The sequence below is a fragment of the Peribacillus sp. NPDC097197 genome (assembly GCF_050278025.1).
Lineage (GTDB): Bacteria > Bacillota > Bacilli > Bacillales > DSM-1321 > Peribacillus.
Genome location: NZ_JBNNST010000003.1, coordinates 226,296 through 240,074 on the forward strand (window position 1 = coordinate 226,296; position 13,779 = coordinate 240,074).

At 38.7% G+C, this 13,779-nt stretch carries 17 protein-coding genes and 1 pseudogene; 5 read left to right on the forward strand and 13 right to left on the reverse strand.

What is annotated here, in order from left to right:
- The first annotated feature begins 25 nt into the window (after positions 1-25).
- Positions 26-445, forward strand: coding sequence for a hypothetical protein (locus tag ACQKL6_RS05765; protein WP_402958015.1), 420 nt, complete (start codon positions 26-28; stop codon positions 443-445).
- Positions 446-540: 95 nt separating this feature from the next.
- Here ACQKL6_RS05765 and ACQKL6_RS05770 read toward each other — a convergent pair whose 3' ends face one another.
- Positions 541-1,026 (reverse strand): hypothetical protein, encoded by a 486-nt coding sequence (locus tag ACQKL6_RS05770; protein ID WP_427650762.1) that lies wholly within the window; start codon positions 1,024-1,026, stop codon positions 541-543.
- Positions 1,027-1,252: 226 nt separating this feature from the next.
- Between ACQKL6_RS05770 and ACQKL6_RS05775 the strand changes: the two genes are divergently transcribed.
- The 3 genes from ACQKL6_RS05775 (at position 1,253) to ACQKL6_RS05785 (ending at position 3,961) form a co-directional block, all read left to right on the forward strand.
- Positions 1,253-1,903 carry a DUF4247 domain-containing protein gene (locus ACQKL6_RS05775; RefSeq protein WP_402873692.1) on the forward strand — a complete coding sequence of 217 codons (651 nt, stop codon included), beginning with the start codon at positions 1,253-1,255 and terminating at the stop codon, positions 1,901-1,903.
- Positions 1,904-1,920: 17 nt separating this feature from the next.
- Entirely contained in the window at positions 1,921-2,334 is a 414-nt protein-coding gene (locus ACQKL6_RS05780) for a DUF350 domain-containing protein (protein WP_402958021.1), read from the forward strand.
- A 79-nt stretch (positions 2,335-2,413) separates the two neighbouring features.
- The gene (locus ACQKL6_RS05785; protein WP_427650763.1) at positions 2,414-3,961 is read left to right on the forward strand and encodes a polyamine aminopropyltransferase; all 1,548 of its coding nucleotides are present in this window, start codon (positions 2,414-2,416) and stop codon (positions 3,959-3,961) included.
- A 507-nt stretch (positions 3,962-4,468) separates the two neighbouring features.
- On the opposite strand, the gene ACQKL6_RS05790 is transcribed toward ACQKL6_RS05785, so the two are convergent.
- From ACQKL6_RS05790 to ACQKL6_RS05805, 4 genes are all read right to left on the reverse strand, one after another.
- Entirely contained in the window at positions 4,469-4,687 is a 219-nt protein-coding gene (locus ACQKL6_RS05790; RefSeq protein WP_402873683.1) for a DUF2922 domain-containing protein, read from the reverse strand.
- Between the two features lie 37 nt (positions 4,688-4,724).
- Positions 4,725-4,943: a DUF1659 domain-containing protein gene (locus tag ACQKL6_RS05795; RefSeq protein WP_427650764.1), complete on the reverse strand. Its 219-nt coding sequence runs from the start codon at positions 4,941-4,943 to the stop codon at positions 4,725-4,727.
- 231 nt (positions 4,944-5,174) lie between these two features.
- Entirely contained in the window at positions 5,175-5,711 is a 537-nt protein-coding gene (locus ACQKL6_RS05800; protein ID WP_402873677.1) for a PadR family transcriptional regulator, read from the reverse strand.
- Positions 5,712-5,814: 103 nt separating this feature from the next.
- Complete coding sequence (locus ACQKL6_RS05805; RefSeq protein ID WP_402873675.1) at positions 5,815-6,318, reverse strand: hypothetical protein; 504 nt, start codon at positions 6,316-6,318, stop codon at positions 5,815-5,817.
- A 135-nt stretch (positions 6,319-6,453) separates the two neighbouring features.
- On the opposite strand from ACQKL6_RS05805, the gene ACQKL6_RS05810 reads away from it, so the two are divergent.
- Positions 6,454-7,128, forward strand: coding sequence for a hypothetical protein (locus ACQKL6_RS05810; RefSeq protein WP_402873672.1), 675 nt, complete (start codon positions 6,454-6,456; stop codon positions 7,126-7,128).
- 49 nt (positions 7,129-7,177) lie between these two features.
- Here ACQKL6_RS05810 and ACQKL6_RS05815 read toward each other — a convergent pair whose 3' ends face one another.
- The 8 genes and pseudogenes from ACQKL6_RS05815 to ACQKL6_RS05850 all read right to left on the reverse strand — a co-directional run bounded on the left by ACQKL6_RS05815 (position 7,178) and on the right by ACQKL6_RS05850 (position 13,776).
- A complete protein-coding gene (locus ACQKL6_RS05815) occupies positions 7,178-7,432 on the reverse strand; it encodes a sigma-G-dependent sporulation-specific acid-soluble spore protein CsgA (RefSeq protein WP_402873669.1) in 255 nt (84 codons plus the stop codon).
- A gap of 117 nt (positions 7,433-7,549) precedes the next feature.
- Positions 7,550-8,089, reverse strand: a complete 540-nt coding sequence (locus tag ACQKL6_RS05820) for a DUF2247 family protein (protein ID WP_402958025.1) — start codon at positions 8,087-8,089, stop codon at positions 7,550-7,552.
- A 1-nt stretch (position 8,090) separates the two neighbouring features.
- Positions 8,091-8,759, reverse strand: a complete 669-nt coding sequence (locus ACQKL6_RS05825; protein WP_402873663.1) for a hypothetical protein — start codon at positions 8,757-8,759, stop codon at positions 8,091-8,093.
- An 877-nt stretch (positions 8,760-9,636) separates the two neighbouring features.
- Positions 9,637-10,086 carry a toxin-antitoxin system YwqK family antitoxin gene (locus tag ACQKL6_RS05830; protein ID WP_402873928.1) on the reverse strand — a complete coding sequence of 150 codons (450 nt, stop codon included), beginning with the start codon at positions 10,084-10,086 and terminating at the stop codon, positions 9,637-9,639.
- 83 nt (positions 10,087-10,169) lie between these two features.
- A pseudogene (locus ACQKL6_RS05835) lies at positions 10,170-10,578 on the reverse strand (Imm50 family immunity protein).
- Positions 10,579-10,667: 89 nt separating this feature from the next.
- Positions 10,668-11,186: an SMI1/KNR4 family protein gene (locus ACQKL6_RS05840; protein WP_402873660.1), complete on the reverse strand. Its 519-nt coding sequence runs from the start codon at positions 11,184-11,186 to the stop codon at positions 10,668-10,670.
- Positions 11,183-12,814, reverse strand: coding sequence for a ribonuclease YeeF family protein (locus ACQKL6_RS05845; RefSeq protein WP_427650765.1), 1,632 nt, complete (start codon positions 12,812-12,814; stop codon positions 11,183-11,185). Before ACQKL6_RS05845 ends, ACQKL6_RS05840 begins: the two co-directional genes overlap by 4 nt.
- A 356-nt stretch (positions 12,815-13,170) precedes the next feature.
- Positions 13,171-13,776, reverse strand: coding sequence for an alpha/beta hydrolase (locus tag ACQKL6_RS05850; RefSeq protein ID WP_427650766.1), 606 nt, complete (start codon positions 13,774-13,776; stop codon positions 13,171-13,173).
- Between the last annotated feature and the right edge of the window lie 3 nt (positions 13,777-13,779).

A 13,779-nucleotide genomic window follows, 5' to 3' on the forward strand; every position in this document is an offset into this window, starting at 1 on the left:
TAGTTCCTTGAAGGAGTGATTTCCCTTGTATCCACAAACAGTATTAGAAATTATAGGGTCTACTATTTTTGTAGTTATGCTGTATGCCACTGCCTTATTATTGCCACAAAAGATCAGGAAATTGAGTTTACTAATGGCCTCTTCCATTACCGTATTCGTGCTTGCATTCTTTGTTATTCGCCCCTATTGGGTTGATTATCAAGTATCCAAGAAGACTGAACAACTCAACCACTATCTTGAGGACAAATATCCGAATCAAAGATGGCAATTCAGTAGGGACATTGGGAGAAACTATAATCCGTATCACGTAAATGTAGAATTTGAAAACGAAAAAGGGTGGACGTATTCGTATTCCTTGAGCAATGAGTTGTGCCAAGGCTCTTGGTCGCCACCAGAAGGAAAAAGCCCCAGTGAAGGGAAACATTTCGAGAAGAGTTGTGATTAGGCCGCCTCTTGTCAGTAAATGATTTCAGACTTTATCTTGCACTTTTTGCACTAAAGTCAAGCCAGCCGCATTCTATTAAACGTTAAAACACTTACTTACTCAAACTTAATGTCTTCCCAAATAAAACGAGGGTTAAATTCATTCGGGTCCAGGTCCGTTTCTTTGTACGTAATCGGCTTTTCATTTGGCATCGTAATGGTTAGTTTCCTTTTATCTTCGCTTAATTTCAAAGTGAAAAGGGTAGTGCGATTTCGATTTTCTTCATTATATAGGATACCCGTGATTGTGGAACCAGTCGGATTCACGATTTCAAAATGCCTAAGTGGATCAATCTCGTTTTTTGTGATTCTCTGAAGGGTATACGTACTGATTTCATCCCTCATGATAATAAGGTACGTGTCATTCGATATCCAATAATTGTACAATTGGCTACCAAAATACTTAGGGGTCTTATAAGAAGGAACATCGCTCGTTTCCACTAAGTCTTTCCCCTCTTTTGTTTCTTGCACTTGGAACTTTCCTTCTTGGATGGCTGGTTCTTCACATGCAACAAGGCTACCTATCATCAGCCATCCAATCATTACTCTTTTACACCTATGCACATCTTATCCCCCTATTCCATTTCTCAACGGGTATCTTTATTATCTATTGATTATAATTCCTCTCTTTTATTTACCATAAAAAGGAACTAATTTACAACCAATACGCTAAAAAAAAACGATGCCTACATCTTCCCATTTATTATTTTTTACAATTTTTCACTAAAATATACTATTATATTAAAGACAACAATCAAGGAGGAAAGTCATGAAGAAAATGGCCGTCATACTTACTTCGTTATCTGTATTTTTAGCTGCTTGTGGAAATTCCTTTATTTCTTCTCAATATCAAGAAATTGATACGATTGAAAATGACTTAGGGGATCATGGAACGGTTTATCAGGCTTATAGTAAAAGTGTTTCAGAGGTTGCTAGTGAGATCCGGACGGACACAGAACCCGATCATGCTTCAGTAAGCAGTGAGGAAGAGATGTTTCTCCTCTATCCAGAAGACTCAACAGATGAAGTCATACATATTATGAAAGATGAACTAAACCCAGCTAATACGATCATTGAAGTCGTCGAAGAGGATTTTGCCGAAAATAGCTATGACTTTCCTCTTATGGAAACACTCGGCGTTTTAAGTGTGGCTACCACTTTGTATGGCTGGAATCAAGTAGACTCGAAAACATTAAAGAAACGGCTGGGCTATAAGGGTTATGTTAACGCGTTTAGAAATCATAACTCCACTAGTATCCCCACTAATTCTTTGATGGAGGATGAAGAGGGAGACGAATCCGGATCTTCATACACGGGTAGCGGTTATAGAGGGACAGGCAATGTGAAAAAATCATCAGATCCGGACAGCATTCGAAATGGTGATGTTGTACGTGGTGGCGGTCCGGGGACCGGGAAATGACAAGGAGGATATAAGAAATGTTTGAAAACATTATAGACGTACAGGAAGTGTTACTAACAATCTATTACTTTTTGGTATTGGGTGTAGTATCCATTGTTTGTATGTGGATTTTCGAAAAAATCACACCGTACAATGATTTTGAACTGATCAGAAACGGGAACAGTGCGGTCGCTATTCAGTTTGCGGGGAAAATCTTGGGTATCACCTATATCATGAGTACTGCCGTTGACACAAATAATTCCTTACTGGGTGCCGCAATATGGGGCATCATCGGCTTTATCTTGATGATGATCGGTTATTTTATATTTGAGATCGCTACACCGAAATTAGATGTGAGAAAAGAGATTGAAAAAGGGAAAGTATCGGTTGGAATCATTGCAGCCGCTATATCCCTCGCTATCGCCTTTATCATTTCAGGTGCCATTTCATAAGACGGACTAACATGAAGAATCTGAGTTCTTTCAGGTTCTTTTTTGATGGATCATTATAGATTGTGAAGGAGAGAACAGTATGTCAGAAAGAGCAAGCCACATTCAAAAAAGAAGAATCTTCACGTCTTCCGGGATTGTTTCTATATGTGGGATTGTGTACCAGGTACTATATGGAGCCGCTGGTGGCTATCTTTTCGGGGATTCCACATTATTCTATTGTTTAACCATTGGCTTGTTTTTGAGCGGGATGGGCATTGGGGCCATGCATAGCGGTAAATTCCATCGCCACTTGATGTCCAAATTCGTGATAACGGAATATTTGATTGCCTTAATCGGTGGTTTCTCCATCTTCTCCGTTTTTTACATACAAGCAAATTTCGGGGATGGAACATCCAAGGTCTTTTTATTTGCCATCATCATTATCACCGGTTATCTTACAGGATTGGAAGTGCCCCTACTTATTCGGAAATCCGAAGAAATTGATGCCGACTTAAAGGAATCGACTGCTAATGTACTGGGATGGGACTATGTTGGTAGTCTATTGGGGACCGTGGCTTTTGCTTTTTGGCTAAAACCGATGCTGGGACTGATCAAGACCGGATTTTTTATCGCTTTTATCAATATCATCGTGGCCCTCTGGATAAGCTTTGCATTTAAAAAAGAGATTCAACAAACGTATATCAGACTGACGGGGATCTTATTAACCATCGTGATTGGCTTAGGTTTTTTATATGGGGAACAGTATGCCCATACATTGGAGCAGAAACTTTATAGAGACCCCATCGTTTTTTCCAAAGATACGAAATACCAGAAGATTATCATGACGAAAGATACAGGAGATTTACGTTTATACCAAAATGGACAGCTTCAGTTCGCTGAATCAGATGAACATCGATACCACGAAGCGCTGGTTCATATTCCAATGTCGCTTTCCGACAAGAAAACGAATGTACTGGTCCTTGGTGGTGGTGATGGGTTGGCGACAAGGGAATTATTGAAGTATAAAGAGATTCAAAACATTACCCTGGTAGACTTGGATCCTGAAATGACGACCCTTTCCAAAGAGAACCCACTTTTGACGAAGTTGAATCAAAACTCCTTTCACTCTAAAAAAGTTCATATTATTAATGAAGATGCCTTTAGTTATTTGAAGAATGCCGATGACGTATATGATGTCATCCTTGTAGATTTACCAGATCCGAATAACGAGTCCTTGAATAAACTCTATACGTGGGAATTCTATAGCTTAGTTAGGAACCACCTGACACCAACTGGCTTTACTTCTATTCAATCGACTTCCCCTGTATTTGCTACAGCGGCTTTCTGGACGATCAGTAACACCGTGAAATCGACAGGGTTATATGTGGATAATTATCATTTAGATATTCCTTCGTTTGGTAATTGGGGTTTCACATTAGCCTCCAGGGAAAAGTTTGATATTGAAACTGCTGAACTAAAAGTGGAAACTACCTATCTTGGGGATGAAATGATTCCATCTCTCTTTTACTTCGGCAAAGATGAAGATCAAGATATAACCATCAAGGGTAAGCATTTTGAGATCCCCGTTAATTCATTAAATAGACCCGACCTTCTCGACTTATATGAAAGAGCTTGGGATTATTATTAACAACAAGAAAGTTGAAACTTTTCCTCACTCTTTCCGTACTATCTATTATAAATTATTTACAGAGGAGGTATTTTATTGGATAGGCCTAAGTTGGTAAATAAATCCAGTCTTGTTCTTCCTGTTTTCTTTGGAATGGGAATAGGTGCGGTAGTTGGGCTAGTTGCTTATGTTAAAGACTGGCTCTGATTAAAAATGAACGAGATGGAAAGCAGATCATGCCTTCCGTCTTTTTACTGCTAGGACGTGGACTATCGCCATAAGTGGTTGGTAGTCGGGCTCAATTGCAGTGATATATCTCACTTTTAACCTTAATCAAGCTGTTACACTTTGGATTGTGTTAGGAAATAGAGCATGTACGAACAAAAAGCTCATCTTTGAAGGACCATCCCTTCAAAAATGAGCTTAATTCGACCATTGTGACGATTAATTCAACCATTGTGGCGATTAATTCGACCGTTACGACCAATAATTCGACCGTCAGAAGAGATAATTCAACCGTTACTGATTTTAATGCACTTCAACGTCCTCGACATTACGCTCGACCACGCGTGCTCCCTTGATGCTAACGAAATCTCCTGATGAGGTGATGAAAACATTTTGCGCGATGATTTGCTGCATCGCTTGCTTCACTTGATTCACGTCCACCGGTTCCTTTGGATTATCCACAGAAATCGTTGACGACTTTCCTTCTTCTGTTACGAAGATCATTTCCAATGCTTTAGCCATACCTGTCACCTCCCTCGTTTTTTTGACATCACACTACTTACCCGATGATAGCGTTCGTATCCACGCGGTTCACTTCACCCATCGGATAATTCTGCACACTCGCAATGGCCTTGGCTGTCGCCGATAATTGATCGACCGATGCATCCGTTTTAATGTTAGAGAAGGACTTACGCTTGAAAACGATCTTCCCTTTTTCATTGAGGCCCGTTTCAAAATCCAATCGTAACGTTGTCGATAATTTGATTTGGTTTGCCATGTCGCTCACCCCCTTTCATACTCTATATAAACTTTTTCGAGGGAAAAGTAGCATGGCAGTGAAAATAAACTCAATTAAAAAAGGAGACAGCCATTACGCTGTCTCCACTAGAAATCACCTATGATTATCCTGATAGAACTTACTTACCATTCAACCTTTATGTCTTGCATGGGTAGATTATTTTTTCAAAACTAAAGCATCATGCTTTCAAAGCGTGAGCTGTTCATGAAGTCATGCCCGTTCTTTTATGCGTGCTCTAAGTTCTTCCAGCCATTCGGCGTTGTGCTGCGCCCGACTGTGTGCATGCTCCTGAATAAACTTAACTCCCCAATAGTTCTCAGCATTTTCATCAATTTCGTGGCTGAAGCTTGTGTAGGTTTCCCAAGTCTTACGCTGTTTTTCAATTTTCTCCTCTAATATCGTGAGCACTTTCTCTACCTTCACGTGCTTGATATAGGAAAGGGCAATATACATTTCATTTATTTCAGTGGCCTTTTCAAACGTTTGGTAAATCCGCTTGTTTAATTCTTCTCGTCCCGGATCTGTAATTTGATAGACATGCTTGTCTGGCCTGTTCTCTTCCTTAATGGTTTCCACAGCACGGATAAACCCCATATCCGCTAACTTATCAAAATGATAATATAATTTACTTTCGCTTATCCCCGTAAATTTATCAATAGGAATTGGTTCGGATAATTGCTTTTTCAACTTATATGGATAACTATTCTCTTCAGCCAATTTCCCTAAGATATAAATCTGAATCGACAAATCAAAACTCCCCTTCAGTCGTCACTTGTCTATAGTTTAACAAATTTACGCTATATATTCTGTAGGGATTTCGACTTTCACTTTTCAGATCGTCAGAAACGGCTTATTCCTCAAATCCCCATTCGTAAGTAGGATTAAATTCGTTTGGCTCCATTACGGTTTGTTTGTATGTAACAGGAGGCTCATCCGGCATGGTAATCGTCAGTTTCGTATGGTCGTCGTTAAGTTTTAGTGTGAACGTAGTCGTCCGATTCCGATGTTCTTCATTATAAAGTACACCTGTCATGGTATTGTCAATGGGTTTGACTATTTCAAAATGTCGTACCTCTTCATAATCATCTCTCGTTATCCTTTGCATGGTATAGGTACTGATGGGGTCCCTTAAAATGAGAAGATAGGTTCCTTCTGATATCCACCCTCCATATAAGTGTCTTCCATTATATTTATAGGCTTCATACAAAGGTTCATCGTTCCCCGTTTTGGCATCCCCGACTTCTTTTTCTGCATGTACCGCTTCCTTATCGTCATTGAATGGTTGTTGGTCCTCACATGCAGCAAGGAGACTTATACCAAGGAATCCCATCATGATTTTTTTGAACGCTGACAATAGCACACCCTCCTATCGGGTCATTTCAAATAGTATTCGTAATGGTAGAGTTATCCCCCTTTAAAAATACATATTTTGGACGAGAGTGTATTTCGTATTGTGGTAAACAATAAGGAGCGAAAGGATGTGGATGAAATGTCATTAGAATGGTTTGACAGAGTATGTGGGGAATTGCAGGACCATCTTCAATCGATTTGTGATAAATACGATCGGATTGGCAGCATGACCGTGGAGCGAGGAGCAAAACATCCACGCATCGAATTTTATACAGAATTAGATGAAGATGAGCAGGAGAATTTTTGCGCCCTGTTTTTCGATCCGAAAAGTGAAGAATTTTATATGGAATCCTTCGACATCGATTTTGGGCAAATAAGCAAGGTGCTATTACCTGATATTGAAGATATCGTGGAGGCCGTCCATGAAACCTTCCATGCTTACATAGAAGGGGACGACGACGAATACGACTATGAACTCGATGACGACAATAATGGGTTGGAAATCGTGTCAGGCTCCATGTCCTATCCTTCAACAGGAAACGATGATTCTGAGGTATTCGAAATCGATGTTGAATGGGAAACGCCAGAAGTGACGGCTTATATAAAAGAAAACGAAGTAGAGGTCACCTATCAATTCGGAATCGTCCAGGAAACAGGTGATGGACTGCTGAGACGGGTCAATCGGATCTGGACAGAAGAAGACGATATTATTTTAAGAGATGAAACGAACTTCATGTTCAGTAAAGAAGAAGCTGGTACCATCATCTCGATGATTGCGAGTCATATGGATTCTCTGACTAGCATGGATGAATAGGCTAATAAGAAAACCTTGTCCGGTGAGCAACATGGACAAGGTTTTTTTCTCACATAATCAGTTGTTCATACACTTCATTTAATTGCGTATAACGTTCGGAATCCATCGCCTCTTTTGCATGCGCCATTTCCTTAGGAAGAATTCGGTTAAGAAGTTCTGATTCCTTTCCAGTAAGCTCACGAACGAGCTCCTTCTCCGAATGGAACTGACCATGTTTAATCTTATCGTAAATGTGCTGTGCCTCCGGGTGCTGATCCGTATAATTAGACAAGATCTCACGTAAGTAACCAATCGTGCGGTCCATCCAAACCACTCCTCTCCTGGATTAGTAATCTAAACTAGATTGTCCAGGAGCAGGGAAATCTATACAGGAATTTGGAGGGTATTGAGCTTAACTTGTGCTTTTCTATCAGTCAAAGTCCTAAATGGCAATATCATTTTGTAAGTATTGTTTTTCTTGGTTTAGAAAGACAGTAAATAAGTTAATTAATCTAACTTCATTCTCTTCTTTCGAGTATTGAGAAGGATTAAATCCGTCTTTAGGAGCCAGATAATGAATAAAGCTCTCCATGTCTTTTGGATAATCAAAGTCGGCATACACTTCAGCAACCTTGTTTAATAACTCCTCAAAATCATCTTGATATCTCATTTTTAAAGAATCAAGTATGCCAAATCTCCATTTTCTTTTTTCAAGATGGGAACGTCGGGAGTCTAAGTCCAAATCACTGATATCTGACTCTTTCAATATAGTTTCCAATAAGCTCTCGTAATCTAATTCATCTCCACCCCAAGCAAGCTGAATAATGTTTTGATTGCTAGTGTCTGGATAGTTAGTTAAATATTCGACTGCATAATCAGTTATGTCACTATATTTTATTACATCTAATTTTAATCCTATATATAATGTTCTCCAATCGTAATTAATTTTGTTTTGCTTGAAAATATCTACAGAAAAGTTCATTCTAATCACCCTTAAACATTATCCCTATTTCTTCAAATGAGTTTTGGCTCTCTCTTAATCCTTCTATATCATCTGTTCCTAGAACTTTAATTTCATTTCTAGTTAAGACAATATTACTCTCTTTCCTTTCAACCTTCCTCTTGTATAAAGATTCTAATAACTTGATTTGATCTTTTGACATCTTGTAATATTCACGCCAGGCATCTATTGCTGATGTGTAATCCAATAACTGATTTTCAATAAGATAACCACCACTTTGTACGAATTTCACTATCGTATCATTCGATGATACGCTATTAATATCCCCCCAAAATGCGGTAGTAATAGAAGGTATAGTTTTCCCATCATCTCCCTCCATCAATAGATATTGAAGAGCCTCATTTTCTGCCAACTCAATAATTTCTTGGGAAGCACCTTTAAAATAATCTACAGCTCTGTTGATATCTGTTCGAATAATATTTTCATTGCGAAAAGCTGCCACGATATGCTTTTCAGTAAAAGTCAGAGTCCCCCGCCCCCCTGAACCATCTATCATGCTATAATTCGAACCATCCCAGGAATGTTCATATGATAATTCAGGATATCGGGCTACCATAATAGCATGCGCTATCATTGCTACCATACAACCCTTCCATAGATTTTCTTTATTTAATTGGTCATTCCAAATCATTGCCATTCCCCTTTTTGTTCCTTATCCAGTTCCCCCTAAAAGATTTCTTTATTTCCTGAAGACTGATATACAATTTGAATATTAAACTCTCTTAATTGAGTATTAATCACTTCAGATGAACATAAACGCTTGCACTACAGAAATCTTTCCTCTACAGCTCAGTTTTAAGATAAAGCTTTAAACTTTTTATAATTTAAACTAGTAAAATTGCCAGAAGAATGCGATTAATTTTATAATAAATCCTCAGAAATACTGTGGATCAACCATTTTAGTCTCTCTTCATTCATTTTCCTCATGCCATATCTTTTAACGAATTCCTGTACATGTTCCCAGTTATTTAGTTGCTCTATTAAGTTTAGCTCATCTCTGAGTTTTTGATGATATTTAGTATTTTCGAACGAATTAAAGTGTTTTATTTGGTCAGTTAACTCATCATAGTTAACACTTGCGTTGAAATAGCATTCAAGAAAATACTTAAAGGTTTCAAGTTTTAATTCATCATTCAAAGTCACCACAACCTTTATTTGATCATCGGAAAACTAGTAATATTTTAACCCTAGCTCTTGTGTCGAGTCTCATACTAATACAACTCTAGAGTCCGTTACATTGTTTATAAATTTCAAAAATCTATCATTCCCATTATACATAAATTGGATTTCCAAAGATCTTTTTATATAGAAAAAACCGAACAACGAGTCACTTTTATATGAGTGTCATTGTTCGGGTTTAGTTAAGCCAACCACTTTATCTTTGTCATTTCACGTGAACCTAAAGGATAATAACGCTTACTATTCAAGCACCTTTAAAATAATCTACAGCTCTGTTGATATACGTTAGAATAATATTTTCATTGCGAAAAGCTACTACAATGTGCTTTTCAGTTTTTTCCCATATTGGAGAATCGATCAATAAGGGCTAATTCTTCTTCTGTTGGTGAAAATTTTTGTTTAATTATCTCCCCTTCTTTATCCCATTCGGTATACCTTAAACAAACACCAAATTTATATTCACCCTCATATTTTTTTTCGCCGCTTTCGTACCACATTCTCCTTAACCCCCTAGTTTGTCCTTTAATCATATAATCTATGGACTTCACCTTGCCATTGTTGTGAAATCTAACAAAATCACCTTCTAAAAATCCTTCGTTATAATAACTATAATAAGCCAATTCTCCGTTCTCATATAACTCGTAGGCTAGCCCATTAAAAGGTTTTCCTCCCTCGTCTTCAGGATTATCTAAAACTTCATCACTATATGAAGTGAACCAAAGTTTCTCATCAAAATCCGTTCCATGTTCAAGTACATATTTCTTATCTAAAATATCTATCTTATTTCCTATTTTTTCTCACCTCAGGAGCCCAATGTTCATTTACAACTTTCATTTTATCTTTTTTTAATTTCTAAGAATTTTTACGGTAACCCTATTAAGCCAGGAGTAACCTTTTCTACATTTACCCATTCCAAATTCGTATTTATTCTCAACCCATTATTCCCTTTTATTTCTAAATAATTATTCTCCATCTTACCTGAAAGATCAAATCGAGAAATTATATTATCATTGCCCCACCCTTTTATATCTAAGTTACTAATAGTTAAAAATGATAGTTGAATATAAACCACGTCCCAGTGGTCCCAACGCTTTGGCTTAGTTTTAACTTCTTCTTTCGTCATTAAAGTCATACGTCATTAAAGTCATAAATAAAATGGGGCCATCTCTTATAAGCTGAATATCTAATAGCTCTGCACCTTCGAATACAGGTATATTTCCAAATATACTAGTCAATGCTTGAGGATTCATGAATTTCTCTTCCATCATCATAAGTTCCACCCTCTTCTGAACGACTATAAAATGTTGATTTTAACCATTCGAATTGTATTTACCGCTATTTTTATAAAATCAGCAACAAACTAGCTTTTTAAAGCAACTATTTCTTCTCGATTATAATCAATCATCGCTAAAAAATATTCATTAAAATTTTCATATCTATCAATCTCTTCCCCAGCAAACCAAATTACTTTTCCTGGATATGGTGAATGGGGTAAACCTATAACAAATAAATCCTTATCATATTCGGTCGCGGCAATAGGTAACAACTGATTTCTAAGAAAACCACTTTCTTTTATAACGTCTTCTTCTATTGAATTTAATAATGAATTTGCATAATCCATAGCCTTAGATTTCTTTAGTTGCTCTGTCCCAAATAAATCAACTGTCTGGTAAAATCCCTTCCATCCATTTGCATATTTCAGGAAATCTCGATAAATGGAATCGAGTTTAAATCCTATTTCCATTTCAAGTTTAGCTATCTGTTCTTCAGTTGTCGCCACCTCCGGAAAATGGTGTGGCCAAATTTGTTTCACATCTTGTTTCATAATTTCCTGTTTTACTATAACCATTGCCGTTATTTTTTCTGTCCAATTATTCATTCGTCTAAATCCTCCTTAACAAACTTAAATTCTGTAGGTCTATAACCTATAGGATATTTTTTCGCTTGTCCTCCAAGACTCGTATTAACTTTAGGGTCAAGATCTAACCAACTATGTGGGTCAGGTTTTCCTCCCCAAGTTGTGTCAGGAACATGACCTACATGACCTTTATATGGAGTCCCACTCTCCGCGGCTCTCTTCCCTTCTAATCTTGCGGATCTGGACGCATCCTGTCTTAATTTTCCTTTAGTTGATATCCTTCCAGTAGGTGACAAAGCTCCATCTTGTAAAGCCTTATTTGAACCCTCAACATAAGCCTTAACTTGAGCTATTTGTTCTGCAGAAGCACCTGGAGGAGCTTTAACCTCTACTGGGCCAGTATTCGTATCATTATTTAATATACGTGAGTTAGGTCCATTTAATTTCATACCATTCTTCATGACACTACCCATGCCAATTATACCTGCGAGGGTGAAACCTTGTTCTCCTCCGGAATATTCATTGCCTAAGAGGTCCTTTCCGGTTAAATAGGCATTTGCTTCATTCGCACTGGTTAGACCATAGATTCCTTTTTCGGCTTGAGCCATCCATTTCATTGAATCAGCTGTTTTATAGGCGCTCATTGCATGCTCTGCAGCATTCATTGTTTTGGCTGTTTTATAAATCGCACTTCCGCCTTTGACAGCACGCCCAGCCCAGCCGACAATGGGTATGAATCCGGCGGCGGCCATCGCGCCCGCGGCGATTCGTTCGGCTTCGGAAAGTTTACGACCTGTGACGGGATCGACTCCCGTTGTTGCTCTTACTGAATCATAATACCCCGTGATTTCCCCTGTAAAGGTTTTTGTCGTGTCCCAGGCTTTTTCATACCAAGGGCGGTTCTCGAGTTCTTCCATTTCCTGTTCGAGTTTCCGCGCTTCCTCTTCTTGCTGCTTGAAGTCCCGGTATCCTTGCATGTTCTCGGCCACTTCATCCTTCACTTGATAAGCTTGACTCGCTTGAAAGGCACTTTGGTTGAAGTTCATCGGGGAAACGGTGCCATCCTGACTGGTGGCTTCAAGTAAGGCCTGGAAAAGGCTAATGGCTACACTTTCCTGGGCTTCGCTCACTTGGTATTCTTCTACTAATTTATTATCTACTTCCTGGACTTTGTTGATGGTATCGTTCTTTTCTTTTTCCGCCTTTTCCATTTTCTCATGGAAATCCTCTTGATCGAACACCTTTAGCGGTAGGATATCATCAATGTTCTGGAAAATCTTTTGGAGATCGGTGGACTGCTGGTTCACCATCGATTTGGCGTTGGAGAGACCGTGGGTCACTTCCCCCTCTAAAAACGGTACCTCGACCACGGTTTCACCGGATAAGTCTGCATCTTCCAAAATCGCCGGAATGCCTTTTAAAAAGCTGATTTGTGTCGTGAATAGTTCGATCCAGGCATCGGCAACGATGACTTGTGCTCGGTAAAAGTTCTTGATGGCTGTAGCCCCGGATCCGGCCAGTTCTTCATCCAAATCGACGATTCCCTGGAATTCCTTTTTCAGTGTCTCCACTTGCCCCAATAGGTCTTCATATTGCTTGGCCCGTGACTTGACGGCCGATTTCAAGGGTTTCGCTTCAAAAATCGTCATAATCGCTCATCCCTCTGTAGGAAAATGGAGACGGTGCTTGGCAAAGGATAAATTTGAGCTTTCTCCTGTCCTATCTCCAAAAGAAACACCTCATTATTATTGGTATATTTTTCATATTATATAATTATAAGGAAGATAGTCAGGGAGATAAATAGGGATAAATATGCTAATTATCCGATTGACCAGGAAATAATCCTCATCTATCCACGAATACCACTAAGACTTTATGCCCTCTCTACCTATAATTTTTAGATAGTGATAGAGTTTATTGTTAGGTAATGAATAGGCCAAACTAGTTGTAACACACAAAAAATCCACCATACAAATTGTAGGTGGATTTCTTGATTGATCATTGATTAGTATTTTTCTTGATACCACTGTTTCGCGGCGTTCACTTCATTCATCGATAATTGATGTCCGTTATTTTCCCATTGTACATCAACCGAGGCATGGGCCGCTTCTAATAATTCTTTAAGGTCGATGGATTCTTGCTGTGGACAAATCGGGTCATTGACTCCGGCTGCGATGAAGACGTTCGTACCTGTTAAATCAGGTAAATCAATTCCACGTCTTGGCACCATCGGATGATGTAAAATCGCACCCTTTAAGGCATCTTTAAAGTGGAATAATAGGCTCGCCGCGATGTTCGCTCCATTTGAATACCCGATTGCAATGATATTTTGACGATCAAATGCATAGGTAGTGGACGCTTCATCCAGGAAGCTATTCAGTTCATTCGTACGGAAAATCAAATCCTCTTCGTCAAATATCCCCTCCGCCAAACGTCTAAAGAATCGGGGCATCCCGTTTTCCGATACATTCCCTCTTACACTAAGGACAGAAGCTTCTGGATCCACGATGTCAGCTAGCGGAAGCAAATCATTTTCATTCCCGCCCGTTCCATGTAAAAGCAATAAGACTGGTTTATTCGGATTCGTTCCTGGTTTAAAGATATGTTTCATTCT

Coding starts and splice junctions, on each gene's coding strand:
- ACQKL6_RS05770 (WP_427650762.1), bottom strand. CDS start 1,026: ATGATTGGATGGCTGATGATAGGTAGCCTTGTTGCATGTGAAGAACCA.
- ACQKL6_RS05775 (WP_402873692.1), top strand. CDS start 1,253: ATGAAGAAAATGGCCGTCATACTTACTTCGTTATCTGTATTTTTAGCT.
- ACQKL6_RS05845 (WP_427650765.1), bottom strand. CDS start 12,814: ATGACGATTTTTGAAGCGAAACCCTTGAAATCGGCCGTCAAGTCACGG.
- ACQKL6_RS05815 (WP_402873669.1), bottom strand. CDS start 7,432: ATGGACCGCACGATTGGTTACTTACGTGAGATCTTGTCTAATTATACG.
- ACQKL6_RS05785 (WP_427650763.1), top strand. CDS start 2,414: ATGTCAGAAAGAGCAAGCCACATTCAAAAAAGAAGAATCTTCACGTCT.
- ACQKL6_RS05820 (WP_402958025.1), bottom strand. CDS start 8,089: ATGAACTTTTCTGTAGATATTTTCAAGCAAAACAAAATTAATTACGAT.
- ACQKL6_RS05810 (WP_402873672.1), top strand. CDS start 6,454: ATGTCATTAGAATGGTTTGACAGAGTATGTGGGGAATTGCAGGACCAT.
- ACQKL6_RS05795 (WP_427650764.1), bottom strand. CDS start 4,943: ATGGCAAACCAAATCAAATTATCGACAACGTTACGATTGGATTTTGAA.
- ACQKL6_RS05840 (WP_402873660.1), bottom strand. CDS start 11,186: ATGAATAATTGGACAGAAAAAATAACGGCAATGGTTATAGTAAAACAG.
- ACQKL6_RS05850 (WP_427650766.1), bottom strand. CDS start 13,776: ATGAAACATATCTTTAAACCAGGAACGAATCCGAATAAACCAGTCTTA.
- ACQKL6_RS05825 (WP_402873663.1), bottom strand. CDS start 8,759: ATGATTTGGAATGACCAATTAAATAAAGAAAATCTATGGAAGGGTTGT.
- ACQKL6_RS05780 (WP_402958021.1), top strand. CDS start 1,921: ATGTTTGAAAACATTATAGACGTACAGGAAGTGTTACTAACAATCTAT.
- ACQKL6_RS05790 (WP_402873683.1), bottom strand. CDS start 4,687: ATGGCTAAAGCATTGGAAATGATCTTCGTAACAGAAGAAGGAAAGTCG.